At 63.3% G+C, this 15,241-nt stretch carries 15 protein-coding genes; 10 read left to right on the forward strand and 5 right to left on the reverse strand.

Annotated features, from left to right (window positions below; all coding sequences use genetic code 11):
* Positions 1–63: 63 nt before the first annotated feature.
* Both LN996_RS15995 and LN996_RS16000 read right to left on the reverse strand, forming a co-directional pair.
* Positions 64–465 carry a VOC family protein gene (locus LN996_RS15995; RefSeq protein ID WP_159704170.1) on the reverse strand — a complete coding sequence of 134 codons (402 nt, stop codon included), beginning with the start codon at positions 463–465 and terminating at the stop codon, positions 64–66.
* Positions 466–475: 10 nt separating this feature from the next.
* Complete coding sequence (locus LN996_RS16000; RefSeq protein WP_231341406.1) at positions 476–937, reverse strand: helix-turn-helix transcriptional regulator; 462 nt, start codon at positions 935–937, stop codon at positions 476–478.
* Positions 938–963: 26 nt separating this feature from the next.
* Here LN996_RS16000 and LN996_RS16005 point away from each other — a divergent pair, with 26 nt between their 5' ends.
* The 4 genes from LN996_RS16005 (at position 964) to LN996_RS16020 (ending at position 5,974) form a co-directional block, all read left to right on the forward strand.
* A complete protein-coding gene (locus tag LN996_RS16005; RefSeq protein ID WP_231341443.1) occupies positions 964–1,587 on the forward strand; it encodes an alpha/beta hydrolase in 624 nt (207 codons plus the stop codon).
* Positions 1,588–1,847: 260 nt separating this feature from the next.
* Positions 1,848–2,849, forward strand: a complete 1,002-nt coding sequence (locus tag LN996_RS16010) for a LacI family DNA-binding transcriptional regulator (RefSeq protein ID WP_231341407.1) — start codon at positions 1,848–1,850, stop codon at positions 2,847–2,849.
* Positions 2,850–2,863: 14 nt separating this feature from the next.
* Entirely contained in the window at positions 2,864–3,589 is a 726-nt protein-coding gene (locus LN996_RS16015; protein ID WP_231341408.1) for an HAD family phosphatase, read from the forward strand.
* Positions 3,590–3,619: 30 nt separating this feature from the next.
* The gene (locus LN996_RS16020; RefSeq protein WP_231341409.1) at positions 3,620–5,974 is read left to right on the forward strand and encodes a glycoside hydrolase family 65 protein; all 2,355 of its coding nucleotides are present in this window, start codon (positions 3,620–3,622) and stop codon (positions 5,972–5,974) included.
* A gap of 28 nt (positions 5,975–6,002) precedes the next feature.
* On the opposite strand, the gene LN996_RS16025 is transcribed toward LN996_RS16020, so the two are convergent.
* Positions 6,003–7,682: a CdaR family transcriptional regulator gene (locus tag LN996_RS16025; protein WP_231341410.1), complete on the reverse strand. Its 1,680-nt coding sequence runs from the start codon at positions 7,680–7,682 to the stop codon at positions 6,003–6,005.
* A 128-nt stretch (positions 7,683–7,810) separates the two neighbouring features.
* Between LN996_RS16025 and LN996_RS16030 the strand changes: the two genes are divergently transcribed.
* From LN996_RS16030 to LN996_RS16055, 6 genes are all read left to right on the forward strand, one after another.
* Positions 7,811–9,109: an alpha-hydroxy acid oxidase gene (locus LN996_RS16030; RefSeq protein WP_231341411.1), complete on the forward strand. Its 1,299-nt coding sequence runs from the start codon at positions 7,811–7,813 to the stop codon at positions 9,107–9,109.
* Positions 9,109–10,038, forward strand: a complete 930-nt coding sequence (locus LN996_RS16035; protein WP_231341412.1) for an ABC transporter substrate-binding protein — start codon at positions 9,109–9,111, stop codon at positions 10,036–10,038. Before LN996_RS16030 ends, LN996_RS16035 begins: the two co-directional genes overlap by 1 nt.
* A gap of 44 nt (positions 10,039–10,082) precedes the next feature.
* The gene (locus tag LN996_RS16040; protein WP_231341413.1) at positions 10,083–11,006 is read left to right on the forward strand and encodes an amino acid ABC transporter permease; all 924 of its coding nucleotides are present in this window, start codon (positions 10,083–10,085) and stop codon (positions 11,004–11,006) included.
* A complete protein-coding gene (locus tag LN996_RS16045) occupies positions 11,006–11,770 on the forward strand; it encodes an amino acid ABC transporter ATP-binding protein (RefSeq protein ID WP_269215773.1) in 765 nt (254 codons plus the stop codon). Before LN996_RS16040 ends, LN996_RS16045 begins: the two co-directional genes overlap by 1 nt.
* Before the next feature lie 32 nt (positions 11,771–11,802).
* A complete protein-coding gene (locus LN996_RS16050) occupies positions 11,803–12,183 on the forward strand; it encodes a RidA family protein (RefSeq protein ID WP_231341414.1) in 381 nt (126 codons plus the stop codon).
* A gap of 165 nt (positions 12,184–12,348) precedes the next feature.
* Positions 12,349–13,158, forward strand: a complete 810-nt coding sequence (locus LN996_RS16055; RefSeq protein WP_231341415.1) for a sigma-70 family RNA polymerase sigma factor — start codon at positions 12,349–12,351, stop codon at positions 13,156–13,158.
* On the opposite strand, the gene LN996_RS16060 is transcribed toward LN996_RS16055, so the two are convergent.
* Positions 13,129–13,536 carry a hypothetical protein gene (locus LN996_RS16060; RefSeq protein ID WP_231341416.1) on the reverse strand — a complete coding sequence of 136 codons (408 nt, stop codon included), beginning with the start codon at positions 13,534–13,536 and terminating at the stop codon, positions 13,129–13,131. The two genes, LN996_RS16055 and LN996_RS16060, sit on opposite strands and share 30 nt — an antisense overlap.
* 193 nt (positions 13,537–13,729) lie before the next feature.
* Complete coding sequence (locus LN996_RS16065; RefSeq protein ID WP_231341417.1) at positions 13,730–15,232, reverse strand: MFS transporter; 1,503 nt, start codon at positions 15,230–15,232, stop codon at positions 13,730–13,732.
* Positions 15,233–15,241 lie beyond the last annotated feature (9 nt).

Genomic DNA, 15,241 nt, shown 5'->3' on the forward strand with positions numbered 1-15,241 from the left:
CCGGCGCGTGTCACGCGCCCCCCCGGGGCGGGCGTCGCACCCCCCAGGCCGGCGTCGCCTGAATCAGCCTTGGTTGATGCGGATCATATTGCCCGAGGGATCGCGGAAGGCGCAGTCGCGCGGACCCCACGGCTGGTCGATCGGTTCCTGGAGTACTTCAGCGCCGGACGCGCGGAGCTTCTCAAAGGTGCCGTCCAGATCGTCCGTGTTGAACACGAGCATCGGCATGACGCCCTTGGTCAGCAGTTCCTGGATGGCGTCGCCGTCGGCCTGGGAGCGGCCGGCGTGCGGAGGGGACAGGACCAGTTCAAGGTCAGGCTGGGCATCGCTGCCCAAGGTGACCCAGCGCTGGCCGTCGGAGCCGACGTCGTTTCTTACTTCCATGCCCAGGGCGTCCCGGTAGAAGGCGAGCGACTCATCGACATCGTTGACTGTGACGTGTGCGTACTTCAATGAAATGTTCATGAATCACACGCTATTGCAGCTGTGACGTGGGCGCTTCTTCAATCCTGCTCAGGTTTTTGTTGCTGTCACTGTTCCTGGTTCTTTCAGGGCGGGTTTGTTGCTTGGCGATGCAATTGGGCATGGCTTTCACCGCGTGATGTTCACGGGAGCGGTATTCGCTGGGGTTGATGCCCACGATTTCGGTGAAGCGTGCGCTGAAGGAACCCAACGACGTACAGCCCACTTCCATGCAGGCGTCGGTGACGCTGGTGCCCGCACGAAGCAGGGCCATGGCCCGCTCGATCCGCCTGGTCATGAGGTAGTTGTAGGGGGATTCGCCGTATGCGGCTTTGAACTGGCGGGAGAAATGCGCAGGAGACATGAGCGCGCCGGCGGCCATGGTGGGCACATCCAATGGACGCGCATACTCGCGATCGATGAAGTCGCGTGCGCGCCGCAGATGGGCCAGGTTGGCCAGTTCCTGCGGAGTCATGGCGCCAGTCTACTAGGCTCGTGACCATGGATTCAGTGGTGTGGTCGAAGCCCGAAAGCCAGCGCAAGGACACTCCTCTGCTGGTGATGATGCACGGTTATGGAACCAGCGAACAGCGCATGGTGGACCTCTTCCCGCACCTGCCCGGCGAGTTCGCGTGTGCCGCACTTCGGGGTCCCAAAGTGATCGGCGACCACTACGGATGGTTCCTGCTGGACTACTTCCTGACCAACGACTTCGCCGACGTCATCGCGTCCACCAACTCGGTGTTCAACTGGATCAACTCCGTCAAGGACAACCACAGCAGTGTCAGCCTGCTGGGCTACTCGCAGGGTATGGCCATGGCCAGCACCCTCCTGCGTTTGCGGCCGCACGCCTTCAAAGCCACCGTCGGCCTGTCCGGTTTCGTCCTGGACAACGACCTCCTCGCCCTGAGTGAGTCCTTCGATTCCCCGCCGCCGTTCTTCTGGGGCCGGGACAAGGCTGACCCCGTGATCAACGAGGACGCGATCGCCCACACCGAAGAGTGGTTGGAGGCCAATGTTGCCCTCACCGCGCGAAGCTATCCGGGCATGGGGCACAGGATCGAAGCGCCGGAGCTGGTGGATGTCAGTGCATTCCTGAAGTACTACGTCCTGAACGGTGCCTGACCTGTCCTGAACGGTGCCTGAACGGTGCCTGACCGCTGCCGGACCGTGGAAGGAATGCCCGGATTAGAAGGCATCAGGGCTCCGGAATCAAGCCCTTGGTGAGATTCGCGTCACAATATCGCATTCGACTGCACTCTATTGAATGACAAAATTGTAAGCGCTTACACTTTTGGCTGGTGACCCGGTCGGGGTCTCACGCCCCAGGCGTCAGGCGAGCATGGAAAGGGTTGAGGCCGTGTTGCATGGTTAGGACTCACAGGGTGACGATCCAGGACGTAGCCGTCCTCTCCGGATTGTCCATTTGCACGGTGTCGCGGGCACTCAGGAAGCTCCCCAATGTTTCTGAAAAGGCACAGCGACAGGTGGCGGAGGCCGCCAGCAAACTTGGCTACAAAGCCTCGGCTGCCGCGTCACGGCTGGCAGGCGGCACCACGGGATCGGTGGCCATCGTTGCACCGACGGCCACGGCCTGGTTCTTCGCCCAAGCAGTGGAAGCAGCAGAAGAAGTCTTCGGCGACAGCGGCTATGACACAGTCCTGATCAGCCTGCGCAACAAACCCAGCGTGAGGAAGCAGGTCTTTGGGGAGTTGGAGAACCTCGCCCAGCGGGTGGACGGGCTTCTCCTGCTCAATATTGACCTCGCGGCCGCAGAGGTGGAAGCGTTGCAAGCGTCCGGGCTGGCAGTGGCCAGCGTGGGTATGGGAAATGTTCCGTGGGACAATGTAGGTATCGATGACGAACACGCGGCCTGGCAGGCCACCCAACACCTGCTGGGGCTGGGCCATTGGGACTTGGCCGTTCTCTCGAGCAATGAGCACCCCGTTGTGACTGAGACCCCACGGTTCCGGGGTTTCAGGCGTGCGCTGGATGAACACCACCTCACCGTCCACCCGGACTTTGTGGTGGGTTCCGGGCCAAGCATCGACGACGGCCGGCGGGCAATGACAGAACTCGTCGCCCGCGGTGCAAGGCCCACGGCAGTGTTTGCCCACTGTGATGAGGCCGCGTTCGGTGTGTTGACTGCGCTGCGAGAACACGGCCTGTCCGTGCCCAAAAACGTGTCCGTGATCGGTATGGACGACCACCCCATGAGCGGGTTCCTTGGCCTGAGCACTGTGGCGCAGCCCGTCGCAGACCAAGGCGCCTTCGCAGCAAACCTCCTGTGTGAACGCCTGCTGAATATCGAAACTCCCCATCAACCGACCAACCACCTGCTCGATACCAAGCTCATCGAACGCAAAACCACGCGCCACAAGCGCTGAACGGAATACTGCACATGACTGATCTTCGTACTGCCTGGACGGGCGCCTCTGCGCTGCTGTTCGACCTCGACGGCGTGCTGACGCCCACTGCCGTGGTGCACGAGCATGCATGGCAGGAGCTGTTCGATGGCTACCTGACTGGTGCGGGCCATCCGCAGGGTTACCAGGAGAGCGACTACTTCGATCACATCGACGGGAAGCCGCGCTTCGACGGAGTCCGGGATTTCCTGGCCTCCCGTGGCATTACCTTGCCCGAAGGTCCGGTCCACGACGACCCCGAGAACGAGACGGTGCAGGGCCTGGGCAACCGGAAGAACGCGATTTTCAATGAGATCGTAAATTCCCGCGGCGTCGAGCCGTACGAGGGCTCGGTCAAATTCATCAACGCGGCGGTGGAGTTGGGGCTCAAGGTGGCTGTGGTGTCCTCCTCCCGCAACGCGCCCGCAGTACTGAAGGCCGCGGGCCTGGACCACCACTTCGAGGTTGTCGTCGACGGTCAGGTGGCCGCCGCCGTCGGACTTCCCGGTAAGCCGGACCCGGCCACGTATGTCTATGGAGCAAGCCTGCTGGGCGTGCCCGTGGAGGAATGCATCGTGGTGGAGGACGCAGTGTCCGGCGTGCAGGCCGGCGCCGGTGCCAACTTCTTCGCCGTGATCGGTGTGGACCGCGGAGCAGGCCGACAGGCCTTGCTCGACGCCGGCGCCACGCTGGTGGTCGACGACCTCAACGATCTTCTCTGACCCTACTTTTTCGAAGGACTTCAACAGCCCATGGCACTCATCAGCTCCGATCGGCTGCGCTTCCCCTGCGAGCCCTGGAAGCTCGTGGAAAACATCCACGTCGCCGGTGACGAGGGAACGCTGGAAACGCTGTTCGCGCTCGGCAACGGCCACCTTGGTATCCGTGGCTCGCATTCAACGGCCGGGGACAGCGAACTTCCCGGTACGTTCGTCAACGGTTTCCATGAGATCTGGGACATCAAGCACGCCGAGAATGCTTACGGCTTCGCCCGGACGGGCCAGCGGATCGTCTACGTGCCGGACGCCAACAATTTCACGGTGTCCATTGACGGTGAGGCCCTGAGCCTGGCGGAGTCCACGGTGGTGGACTACCACCGCAGCGTGGACTTCTCCACAGGCGTCTACGAGGAAAGCATTACCTGGGCCTGCCGTTCAGGTGCCACGGTCACCACGGTGGAGCGCCGTGCGGTCGGGTTCGATTCGCGCGGATGCCTGGGCTTGGAACTGTCGCTGACAGCTGACCGGGACGTGTCCGCGGACATCACTTCCGGCGTCGTCAACCGCCAGGACCAGCCTGTGGAGGACCACTCCGTCCACGATCCGCGCCGCTCCGGCCGGCACGCCGGCCGCGTCCTGTTGCCCTTGCACCTGCAGGGAGCCGACGGTTCCCTCCGCCTGGCGTGGGAGACCTCCGAATCGCGACAGCGTGTTGCCATGGCCGTGGATCACTGGATCTCTGCCGAAGGCCAGCCGTTCGAGACGTTGGTGGCTGAGGACGAATCGTCCGTGCGCTATGTCCTGGCAATCCACGACGGCGACACTTTCCGCGTCGAGAAGTCGGTCAGTTACGTCGTGGCCGGCTCCAGCGACGCCGAGGACCGCGGCGAGAGCCTGGCCGCAGATGCGGAAGCCAACCTCGTTTCCTTCGCCGAGGTCCTGGCGCAAAGCAAAGCGCACTACGAGCAGTACTGGACCACGGCCGACATCTCCATCGGCGGCCAACCCGAGATGCAGCAGGCCGTTCGCTGGGGACTCTTCCAGCTGGCGCAGGCCACTGCACGTGCCGGGGTGGCCGGTATTCCGGCAAAGGGCGTCAGCGGGTCCGGCTATGAGGGCCACTACTTCTGGGACCAGGAGGTCTACCTCCTGCCGTACCTGACGTACACCAACCCCTGCGGTGCCCGGAAGGTGCTCGAATCCCGCCATGCCATGCTGCCGGATGCCCGGGTGCGGGCCAAGGAGCTCAGCGTTGATGGCGCACTGTTCCCGTGGCGCACCATCAACGGGCTTGAGGCCAGTGCCTACTACGCTGCCGGGACTGCCCAGTTCCACATCGCCGCGGCCATCGCTTTCGCGGCCAACCGGTACCAGTGGGCCAGCGGCGACGACACCTTCAGCGGCGAACTGGGGGCCGACCTGCTGATTGAAACAGCACGCATGTGGGCCTCCCTGGGGTTCTTCGGCAAGGACGGCATGTTCCACATCCACGGCGTCACCGGCCCGGATGAATACACGGCCGTGGTCAACGACAACCTGTACACAAACGTCATGGCGCGTTTCAACCTGCGTGCCGCTGCCGCCCTGGAGGATGAGGGAATCGCCGACACCGAGCGGATGGTGTGGCGCCAGGCTGCCGAGCGCATGTCACTGCCTTACGACCCCCACCTTGAAGTGTTCAGCCAGGACAACGACTTCATGACCCTGGAGCCATGGGACTGGAACACTCCCAAGTCCAAGTACCCGTTGCTGCTGAACTTCCACCCCTTGGTGATCTACCGGCACCAGGTCCTCAAGCAGGCCGACACCGTGTTGGCGATGTTCCTCCAGTGGCAGGACTTCACGGCGGAGGAAAAGCAGCGCGCCTTTGACTTCTACGATCCCATCACCACCGGCGACTCCACCCTGTCTGCGTGCGTCCAAGGCATCATGGCGGCCGAGGTCGGGTATGGCGACGTTGCCTTGAAGCACTTCACCGACGCCCTGTTCATCGACCTCGACAATTCCCACGGCAACACGATCGACGGCGTCCACATCGCCTCCACCGGCGGAATCTGGAGCTCCTTGGTGTGCGGTTTCGCGGGCATGCGGGACCAGGGCGAGGTGCTGCGCTTCGATCCGCGTCTGCCCGTGGAGTGGGAGGGTTTGTCCTTCCGGCTCAAGGTCCAGGGGCGCTTGCTGGCCGTGGATCTTTCGCAAGGTTCCATCGCGCTCACACTCGCAGGCGGACCGGACTACAGCGACGAGCCGCTGCGCCTGAACGTGCGGGACCACCACGTTACAGTCGGCGCGGACACCGTGACGGTGCCGCTGGAAACCGTACCGGTCCCGCCGCCGTCGATCTTCCCCAGCGTCTTCCCGACGGCGGGCCTCCCGATCATCCGTTAAGTCCCGCCTTCGCGGGGCTACTTGGCGGCTACTTGGCCGCGAGGTCCATGGTGGTCAGGCGCAGCCACAACCACAGTCGTTTCTGCGGGTCCGCCAGGTCCAGGTTGAAGTCCTCGGCCAGGCGGGCCACGCGGTAGCGGACGGTGTTGTTGTGTACATGGAGGTGGGTGGCCATAGCGGAGATGTTGCCGTTGGACGCCAGATAGGCCCGGAGGGTCTCGAGGTAATCTGTTTGCTGCTCGGCGTCGCGGGCCTGGATCCTGGCGATCCCGTCCGAGCCGCCCAGCCCGTTGTCCTCAATGAACGCGCCGATTTTCAGCAGGTCCAGCGGTATTTGAAAGTCTTCAAAAAGTGCAATGCCCGGCGCTTTTATCCCGCGTGCCTTGTCCTCCCGTGACTGGAGGTTCAGCAGGTGGTGCAGGGTTTGCATGGCCTCGGACCTGGATCGGGCAAGGCCCTCGATGCTTTCGGCGATGCCTCCCACGGTGGCGATGACCGGGAAGGAGCTGATGGTGTGCGAGTACGCCTCAATTTCCTGGATGATCCGTCCGTGCAGTGCTCGCGGCGAGGTCCCGTTGCAGGGGAGCAGTGCGTAGACCACAGACCCGATCAAGGCGCTGTGGCTGGTGCCGAACTGCACATTGCACACAGTGGTTACAAGGTGCAGCAGGCGATGGATGTCACGCACTGATTCAAGGCTTCCGGTCTCCGGCCGGACTATGGAAAAGGCCGCCACGGCCAGGCCGTTGGCTGTGTCCAGGCCCAGTTGGGCAGCAGCAAACGATGCGTGCGGAGTGTCATCCATGAGGGTCCGGATGAGGTCGGCATTGCGTCGCTCGCCAAAGTCCGAGGCCGAGCGCGCGTGGAGCATGTGCAACCCGGCCAAGGGCGCCATGCGGTCCAGTGCGTTCAACGCGGTGGCGCGTTTCTCCTCACCAGGGTCGATGATCCAGACGGAACCCAGTAGCTCACCGCCGGCCCGGACGGCCAGCGCAAGGCGGGCCATGCCGTCGTCGGGCGCCGGCACCAGCACCGCTCCCGGGGCTGCGTAGACGATCTTGAAGTCCTGGTCGAAAGCCGGTTGGGTGGTCTCCTGCAGGGTGAGCGTGGTGATGCGCCGGAGCTCATCGATGGGCTGGCCCGGCAAGGTGGAATAGCCAAGGATGCGGCCGAGCGGATCTACTATGCTGGCGGCGCCGTTGGTGATGGAGGCCGCGGCGTTGGCGAAGGCGTAGAGGTCACCGAGCCGTACCCCTGAGACTGAATCCGCTGCCGCACCCATCACCGATGCCCTGGCCAGTGCCACCAACCGCGTCCAGTCCGCGGTATCAGGGGCGACGAGCACGGACAGGCTGTAACCAACCGCAGCAGAACGCAGCTGCTCCATCTTTGCGCCATGTGCCTTGACGATCACTGCAGCCGCGTTGCTGTTCGCCGCCCTGTGGAGGAGTTGATCGAAATCCGGGGACCCGAAGGTGCATCCGACCGCCAGGATGATGCGGTCGTCAACACTGGACCAGTTATCCAGGGGGTCGTACATCAGCACGTCAGAAACGGGGTGCCCCAGGTTCTCCGGTGTGGGATTGGCGTGCACCAGGTCCGCCTGCATGAGTTGGATGCAGTCGGACAACCGCACCACGGATTGCTGCATCCCTGACTGGGAACGCTCGGCCTGTTGAGGATCGGGAAGCGGCGCTGCTTGGTCCATGAATGGACGTTATCACAAGAGGGATTCTTATCTTGTAGAGGAATTCACATATAGAGAGATGGAGATCTGCGTCACTATTGGGAAAGGAGCTGGGAGGGTAACCCCAGCAGGAACGCAGAGGACACACCATGAAACTCAAGGACATCAAGGCGCTCGCCTCGGTGCAGGGACCGGCCCGATCCGTCTCGGAGCGCCTGTCGCGTAAGTGCTACAGCGTGGAGGACATGCGGAAGCTGGCGGCCAAGCGCCTGCCCAAGAGCATCTTCGAATACATCGAAGGTGGCGGCGAGGACGAGGTGTCGCTGCGCCGCAACAGCGCATCGTTCGACGATTGGTCCTTCCTCCCCAAATGGGGCTCCGTGGAGAACCTGGACCTCAGCTCAACCCTCCTGGGCGGACCCGTTTCGATGCCGGTGACCCTCTCACCCACAGGCGGTACCCGGCTGTTCCACCCGCAGGGCGAGTCCGCCGTCGCCCGTGCAGCGCTCGCCGAAGGTATTCCGTACGGCCTGGCCCACCTGAGCACCACCACCATGGAAGACGTCAGCGCGGCGGCACCGGGACTTCGCCGATGGTTCAACCTGGAACCCACCTCGGACAAGGGCCTCCTGCAGGCCGCCCTGGACCGGGTATCCAACGCCGGCTACGAAGCTCTGCTGGTCAATGTCGATTGCCGGGCCATAGGACACCGCGAGCGCGATTACCGCAACGGATTTACCGCCCCGCCGTCCATCAAGCCGAAGACGGTTGTGGAGGGAATGTTGCACCCCGCGTGGGCGCTGGGATTCCTGGCCAATGACGCGATCGCCTTCCCCAACCTGGACGCCGAGGTGCCTGAGGGCCCACTGGCCAGCTCGCCGGACATGTGGCGCACGCTGCTTGCCGGTTCCTATGAGCCCACCGATTGGGACGATATCAGGGACCTGCGGGATCGCTGGAACGGTCCCATCGTGCTGAAGGGCGTTGTGAACGCGAACGACGCCGCGCTGGCAGCTGCCATGGGAATCGACGCCATCCAGGTCAGTAACCACGGCGGACGGCAGCTGGACCACATGGCTGCTCCACTGGATGTCCTCGCGGACATCGTTGAGAGGACCGCCGGCCGGATGGAGATCATTGTCGACGGCGGAATCCGCCGGGGTTCGGACGTGGTCAAGGCGTTGGCACTGGGCGCCGATGCCTGCTCCATCGGCCGCCCCTACCTTTACGGGCTGGCTGCGGCCAGTGAAGCGGGCGTGGCCCACGTCCTAAAAATGTTCCGGGCCGAAATGACCCGCACCATGATGCTCCTCGGAGTATCCACCATCAAGGAACTGCGTACCGAAGGCCGGGATTTGATCTGGCACCGCAACGAAGCGTTCACCCGCACCCAACCCAACCTAATCCCTGGGGCCCCTTCGGGCCTCGAAGAAATGAGGACCCCCTGATGAAGAACTTGCCTGCCAAACTCGGCTTACCCACCGTCGTCGTCACGGCAGCGCTCATGCTGGCAGTGACGGCATGCAGCCCCACCGGCAACGCATCGGCGTCGAACCCGTCCGGCGACGCAGCCGCAGCGGGGACCGGCGTCCCCGCGCTGGAAGTCAACCAAGCCGCCGTCGACCTTCTTCCGGAGTCCATCAAGGCTTCCAAGGTCCTGCGCGTAGCCATCCCCACCAACGAACCGCCAACGCAGTTCTACCGCGAAGGCACGCAGGAAATGACCGGAACCAATCCGGATGTGGCCCGTCTCATCGGCGAGGCATTGGGTGTCAAAGTGGACATTCAGGTGGCAAACTTCGACTCCATCATTCCCGGCCTTGCAGCCGACCGCTACGACATGACGGTCTCCTCCATGACCCCCACTGAAAAGCGCATGGAAGTCCTGGACTTCGTTGACTACATGCAAATCGGTAACGCGATCGCTGTTCCCAAGGGCAACCCGGCAGGCATCAAGGACGAGAACGCACTGTGTGGAAAGAAAGTGGGCCTCCTCACGGGCTCGTACCAGCTGACCGTCAACGTTCCTTCATACGACGAAGCGTGCGTCGCGGCCGGCAAGGAAGCCATCCAGAAGAGCGAATTCCAGGACACCCGGCAGGCAATCTCCGCACTGACCAGCGGACGGCTGGATACGGTATTGGCTGACTCGCCCATCCTCAATTACGCAGCTACCCAGAACCCGCAGATCGAGGTTGCCCGTACGTACGAGTTCGCTCCCGTAGGGGTGGGGATGCCTAAGGAATCCGGCTTGGTGAAGTCCGTTTCCGCCGCCCTGGACGTCGTGATCAAGAGCGAGTCCTACATCAAGGTCCTCGGTAAGTACGGCCTGGAGACCAGCGCCATCACCGACGCCCGCGTCAACTTCGCCCAGTAGCGGAATACACAGTAATGAATTCCACCAGCAAAGAGGTGACGGCAATGCACAATCAACCCCCAGTCCCTGACACGAAGGAGCCGGCGACAGCGGCTTCCGGAGATTCGATTCCCGTAGTGCCCCTGAAGCACCCGGTCCGCTTGGCCCTGGCCATCGTCCTCATCCTTGTTGCGCTGAGCGCCGCCTGGGATGTGGCGGTGAACGAACGTTACCGCTGGGACGTCGTGGTGTCCTACCTGTTCGCCCCGCAGATCCTTGCCGGCGCCGGACTGACAATCGTGCTGACAGTGGTGTCCATGACCGTCGGCATAGCCCTGGGTACGCTGCTGGCCATCATGCGGCTTTCCGACAACCCGATCCTGAGCACCATCAGCCGTGCCTACATCTGGTTCTTCCGCGGTACGCCGCTGCTGGTCCAGCTGATCTTTTGGTACAACATTGCAGCCCTTTACCCGGTGATCGCCTTCGGTCTTCCGTTCGGGGGACCGTCCATGGTCCTGGGCTCGGCCAACGTGCTGATCTCACCGCTGGGGGCTGCGCTCCTGGGATTGTCCCTGAACGAGGCCGCGTACATGGCCGAGATTATCCGCGGCGGCATCGGCTCCGTGGATAAGGGCCAGTACGATGCAGCCCGTGCCTTGGGAATGAGCGGTGGCAAGCTGATGAACCGGGTCATCCTGCCCCAGGCCATGCGGGTGGTCCTTCCGCCCACCGGCAACCAGGTCATCTCGATGCTGAAGGGCACGTCCCTGGTGAGTGTCCTGGCGATTTCGGACCTGCTGTACTCGGCCCAGATCATCTACGCGAACAACTACCAGACCATCCCGCTGCTCATTGTGGCCAGCCTCTGGTACCTGCTCATGACCACTGTCCTGAGCTTCTTCCAAAACAAACTTGAACGCCGTTACGGACGTGGCTTCGACTCAGCACCCCGACGGATCCGCAAGCCTAAGACAAGGACAGCATGATGACTACCGCCATGGTGGAAGCCCGGGGAGTCCGGAAGAACTTCGGCGTTATCGAAATCCTGAAAGGCATCGACCTCAGGGTTGAAAAGGGATCGGTGACCTGCCTGATCGGTCCGTCCGGTTCCGGCAAGACCACGTTCCTTCGCTGCATCAACCACCTCGAAAAGGTTGACGCCGGCCGGCTCTACGTGGACGAGCACCTGGTGGGCTACGCAGAGCGCAACGGGAAGCTCTACGAAATGAAGGAACGCCAAACGGCCCGCTCACGGCTCAATGCCGGCATGGTGTTCCAACGCTTCAACCTCTTCCCGCACATGACCGTGCTGGAGAACATCATCGAGGCACCCGTGCACGTTCTTGGCCGGCCCCGGCGTGAAGTTGTTGTCGAAGCCCAGGCCCTGCTGGACCGGGTGGGCCTGGGTAACCGCGGGCACTCCTACCCCCAGGAGCTCTCCGGCGGGCAGCAGCAGCGCATTGCGATCGCCAGGGCCTTGGCCATGAAGCCCAAGCTGATGCTCTTCGACGAGCCCACCTCCGCTCTTGACCCCGAACTGGTGGGCGAAGTCCTGGACGTGATGAAGTCGCTGGCTGAAGCAGGAATGACCATGGTTGTGGTCACGCACGAACTCGGTTTCGCCCGGCAGGTGGCCGATCAGGTGGTGTTCATGGACGGCGGGGTGGTCGTGGAAAGCGGCCCGCCCGAGCAGGTCCTGGGCGATCCGCAGCACGAACGCACCAAGGCGTTCCTCTCCAAGGTTTTGTAAGTTCTCCAAGCACCGCGAAAGGCATCACCATCATGACCCGTCACCAAGTCACCACGGACCTCGCACCCAGCCCGGCCGGTCCCTACTCCCAGGCCATCGTGGCCAACGGATTCCTTTTCACCGCAGGCCAGACCCCGCACGACCCCATGACGGACGAACGCGTCGGGATCACCATCGAGGAACAAACCATCCAGGCCATGAAGAACCTGGGTGAGGTCCTGGGTGCCCACGGTCTGGACTTCTCCCACGTGGTTAAGGCGACCGTGCACCTGCACCACCCGGGGCGCGACTTCGAGGGCTTCAACGCCATCTATGAAAAGTACGTCGTGGCTCCTTACCCGGCGCGGACCACCGTTGGTTCGTTCCTGGGTGACTTCCTGGTGGAGATCGACGTCGTGGCGGCCATCCCGTAACAACCGCGACCCCGCAGGAACGTCCCAACACCTTCACGCGGCCCCGTCCGATGCATGTCACAGCGTATTTGGGCGGGGCCTTCCTTGACTGCGCCCACGACACTGCCGCATCACCTCAATCCCGGCAGCTCCGTCCAGGCTTCTCCATCCCTTGAAAGGCCCGTTATGGCAGTCCAAACGATGCCCTGCCCAAACGGCGGTGACCCGCCTTCCGCAGAACCACTGAGCGACCAACAGCTGTTGGCGTTGGTGCGGGGAGGCGATGTTGCAGCCTTCGGGGAACTGTTCATCCGGTACCGGCGGGTGGGAAGTTTCGTGGCCCGTGCGGAATCAGACAACCCCAGTGACGCCGCAGACGTAGTGGGTGAAGCTTTTGCCGCCGTCTTCCAAGCGACCATTGAGGGCAAGGGTCCTGTGGAGTCGTTCCGGCCCTACCTCCTGACCACCATCCGCAGGATGGCCCACCGAAAGAACCAGACGTCCGCCCGGCTGGTTCTCACTGACTCCAGCGCGATGGATGCCCTGGCCTTTGCCGGTGACGATCACGTCCTGGGGACCCACGAGACCATCATTTTGGTGCAGGCCTTCCGTGATCTTCCCCGGCGCTGGCAAGATGTGCTCTGGTATGTGGACGTTGAGGGTCTCAAGCCGGCACAAGCCGGCCCGTTGCTGGGGCTGACCCCGAACGCCGTGTCCGCGTTGGCCCTGCGTGCACGCGAGGGGCTCCTGCAAAGGTACCTGCAGAAGCATGTGGGCGAGCCCACCATCCAGTCCTGCGCACAATATCTGAAGCATTTCGGCAGGTACGTCCGCAACGGCTTGAGCGGAAATGCGCAGGCCAGAATCAGGCAGCACGCGGATCACTGTCACCACTGTTCAGCAGTCCTGGCTGAACTCCAGGAGCTTCAGGTTTCCATGGGGGCCAACGCCAAAGGCCAGCCAGCCTCAGGAGGCGTCCTTGTCCGGGGCGACTGATGCCTGTCCTGCCACCACTGCGTCTCCGACCGGTGCCGTTCCGGACGCCTGATTTCCCGCCACATGTCGACGCTCCAACTCGCAGTTGATGAGGTCCAGCAGCGCCTGCGCTGGTTCGGATAAGTGATGCGTGTCGGGTGAACCGAGTTGGTCGCAATGGATCAGTACGTGGCGGATGCGTTCCAGTTCACGGGATGGCACTAAGGGCCAGCGGTGGAAAAGCTGGCGGACTGCAATCGCTCCGAGGAGGGCATCGGGCTTGTTTGCCACGCCATGGTTGCCGTGCTGAGCGGCTGCCCGTCGCCTGGCGATGGTGGCCGCCGAGAGCGCGACGCCATGGGCCATGAGATTCTCGGCCTTGAGTGAATTCGGGGCCATGGGGACCTCCCCGGGTAGGGCGAAGGAAGCCGTATGCCTGACTTTGAAATTAGCTTACAGAATGTGACTTATGTCATGTCAATATTAACGCGAGATATCCGCCGAGCCGTACTAAAGATGCGGGCGCCGCGCCCCCCCCCCGCGGGGCGCGGGGCCGCCCGCGCCGCCCGCCCCCCCCCCCCACGCCGATTGTTCAGCCCAGGTGAACGTGCGGGGTATCGCTTGTTCCGCTGAAGCTCCTGCGGTCGATCCTGATCAGGAGGAGTGCGAGTGGGGTTATCAAAACCGCCACTCCGGCCGCCCAAAGGAACACCATTGAATAGCCCGAGGTCAGCGCCGCAAGGGGCATGCCGCCAGCTGCCGTAGTGGTCGCTGCCGCGGTGGTAGCAGCCGCTATGGCGCTGAAGAGTGCGATGCCCAGCGATCCGCCGATCTGCTGCGAAGCGTTGACCAGGGCGCTGGCCACCCCGGCGTCGTCCTTGTCCACACCGAAGAGGGCCAGGTTCTGCATGGGGACGAAGACCAGGCCCAATCCGATGCCCATGAGGATCAACGCAGGCAGCATGTTCACCGCGTACGTCCCATCCGGCGTGACCTGAGTGAGCCACAGCATGGCCGCGGCCATGAAGACCGGACCCACTGCGCTGGGGACCTTGGCGCCCAGTCGGGGCAGGTTCTTCGCCGCAACGCCCGCCGTGATGATCAGCACCACCGTCATGGGCAGGGATGCGATTCCGGCCGCGAATGGGGCGAAGCCCAGAACGATCTGGAGGTAGAAGTTGATGAACAGGATGCCGCCGATCAGCACTGCCCCGGCAAGGAAGGACGCCAGGAATGCAGCGGCGCGGTTACGCTCGGTGGCGACGCGCAACGGAAGCAGCGGGTTCTTGACCTTGCGTTCGACGGCGACGAAAAGTACCAGCAACAGCGCACCTGCCGCAATGAAGCCCCACGATTCCACCGCACCCCAGCCGTGTTCGGCGTTGGCGAAGCCGTAGACCAATGAGCCCAGGCCTAAGGCGGCAAGGACGACGCCGGGCCAGTCGTATTTGGTGGAGCCTCCCGCTTTGCTTTCGCCCACCAAGGTCCACACGCCGATCAGCGCGATGACCGCGATAGGTACGTTGACGAAGAAGCACCACCGCCACGAGACAAATTCGGTGAGGAAGCCGCCCAGCAGAACTCCGACCGCTGCGCCGACGCCGCTGATGGAGCCGAAGATGGCGAAGGCTGTGCCGCGGTCCTTGCCACCGGGGAAGGCTACCGTCAGGAGTGCCAGGGCCGCCGGCGCGAGGAGGGCAGCGAAGATGCCCTGAAGTGCGCGGGCCCCGATGAGTTCCCAGGGCTGCTGGGCCAATCCGCCGATGAGTGATGCCACCGCGAAGCCTGCCGAGGCCGTAATGAAGGTCCGCTTCCGTCCCCAGAAATCGGAGATCCGTCCGCCCAAGAGGAGGAAGGCGCCGAAGACGAGGGCGTACGCAGTGACCACCCAGGAGCGGGTGGAATCGCTGATGCCCATTTCCAGCTGGAGGCGGGGGAGTGCCAGGTTCACGATGGTGCCATCCAGGACCACCATGAACTGGGCGAGGGCCAGGAAGGGTAGGGCCCGCCAGCCGATGTTGCCTTTACCGCCCGGTGGGGCTGGTGTGTTTGCTTGGGCTTGTCCGCCCGATGTCTCCAGTAGTTGCGATGCCACGCGCGTCAC

Source organism: Arthrobacter sp. AK01 (assembly GCF_021109375.1).
Lineage (GTDB): Bacteria > Actinomycetota > Actinomycetes > Actinomycetales > Micrococcaceae > Arthrobacter.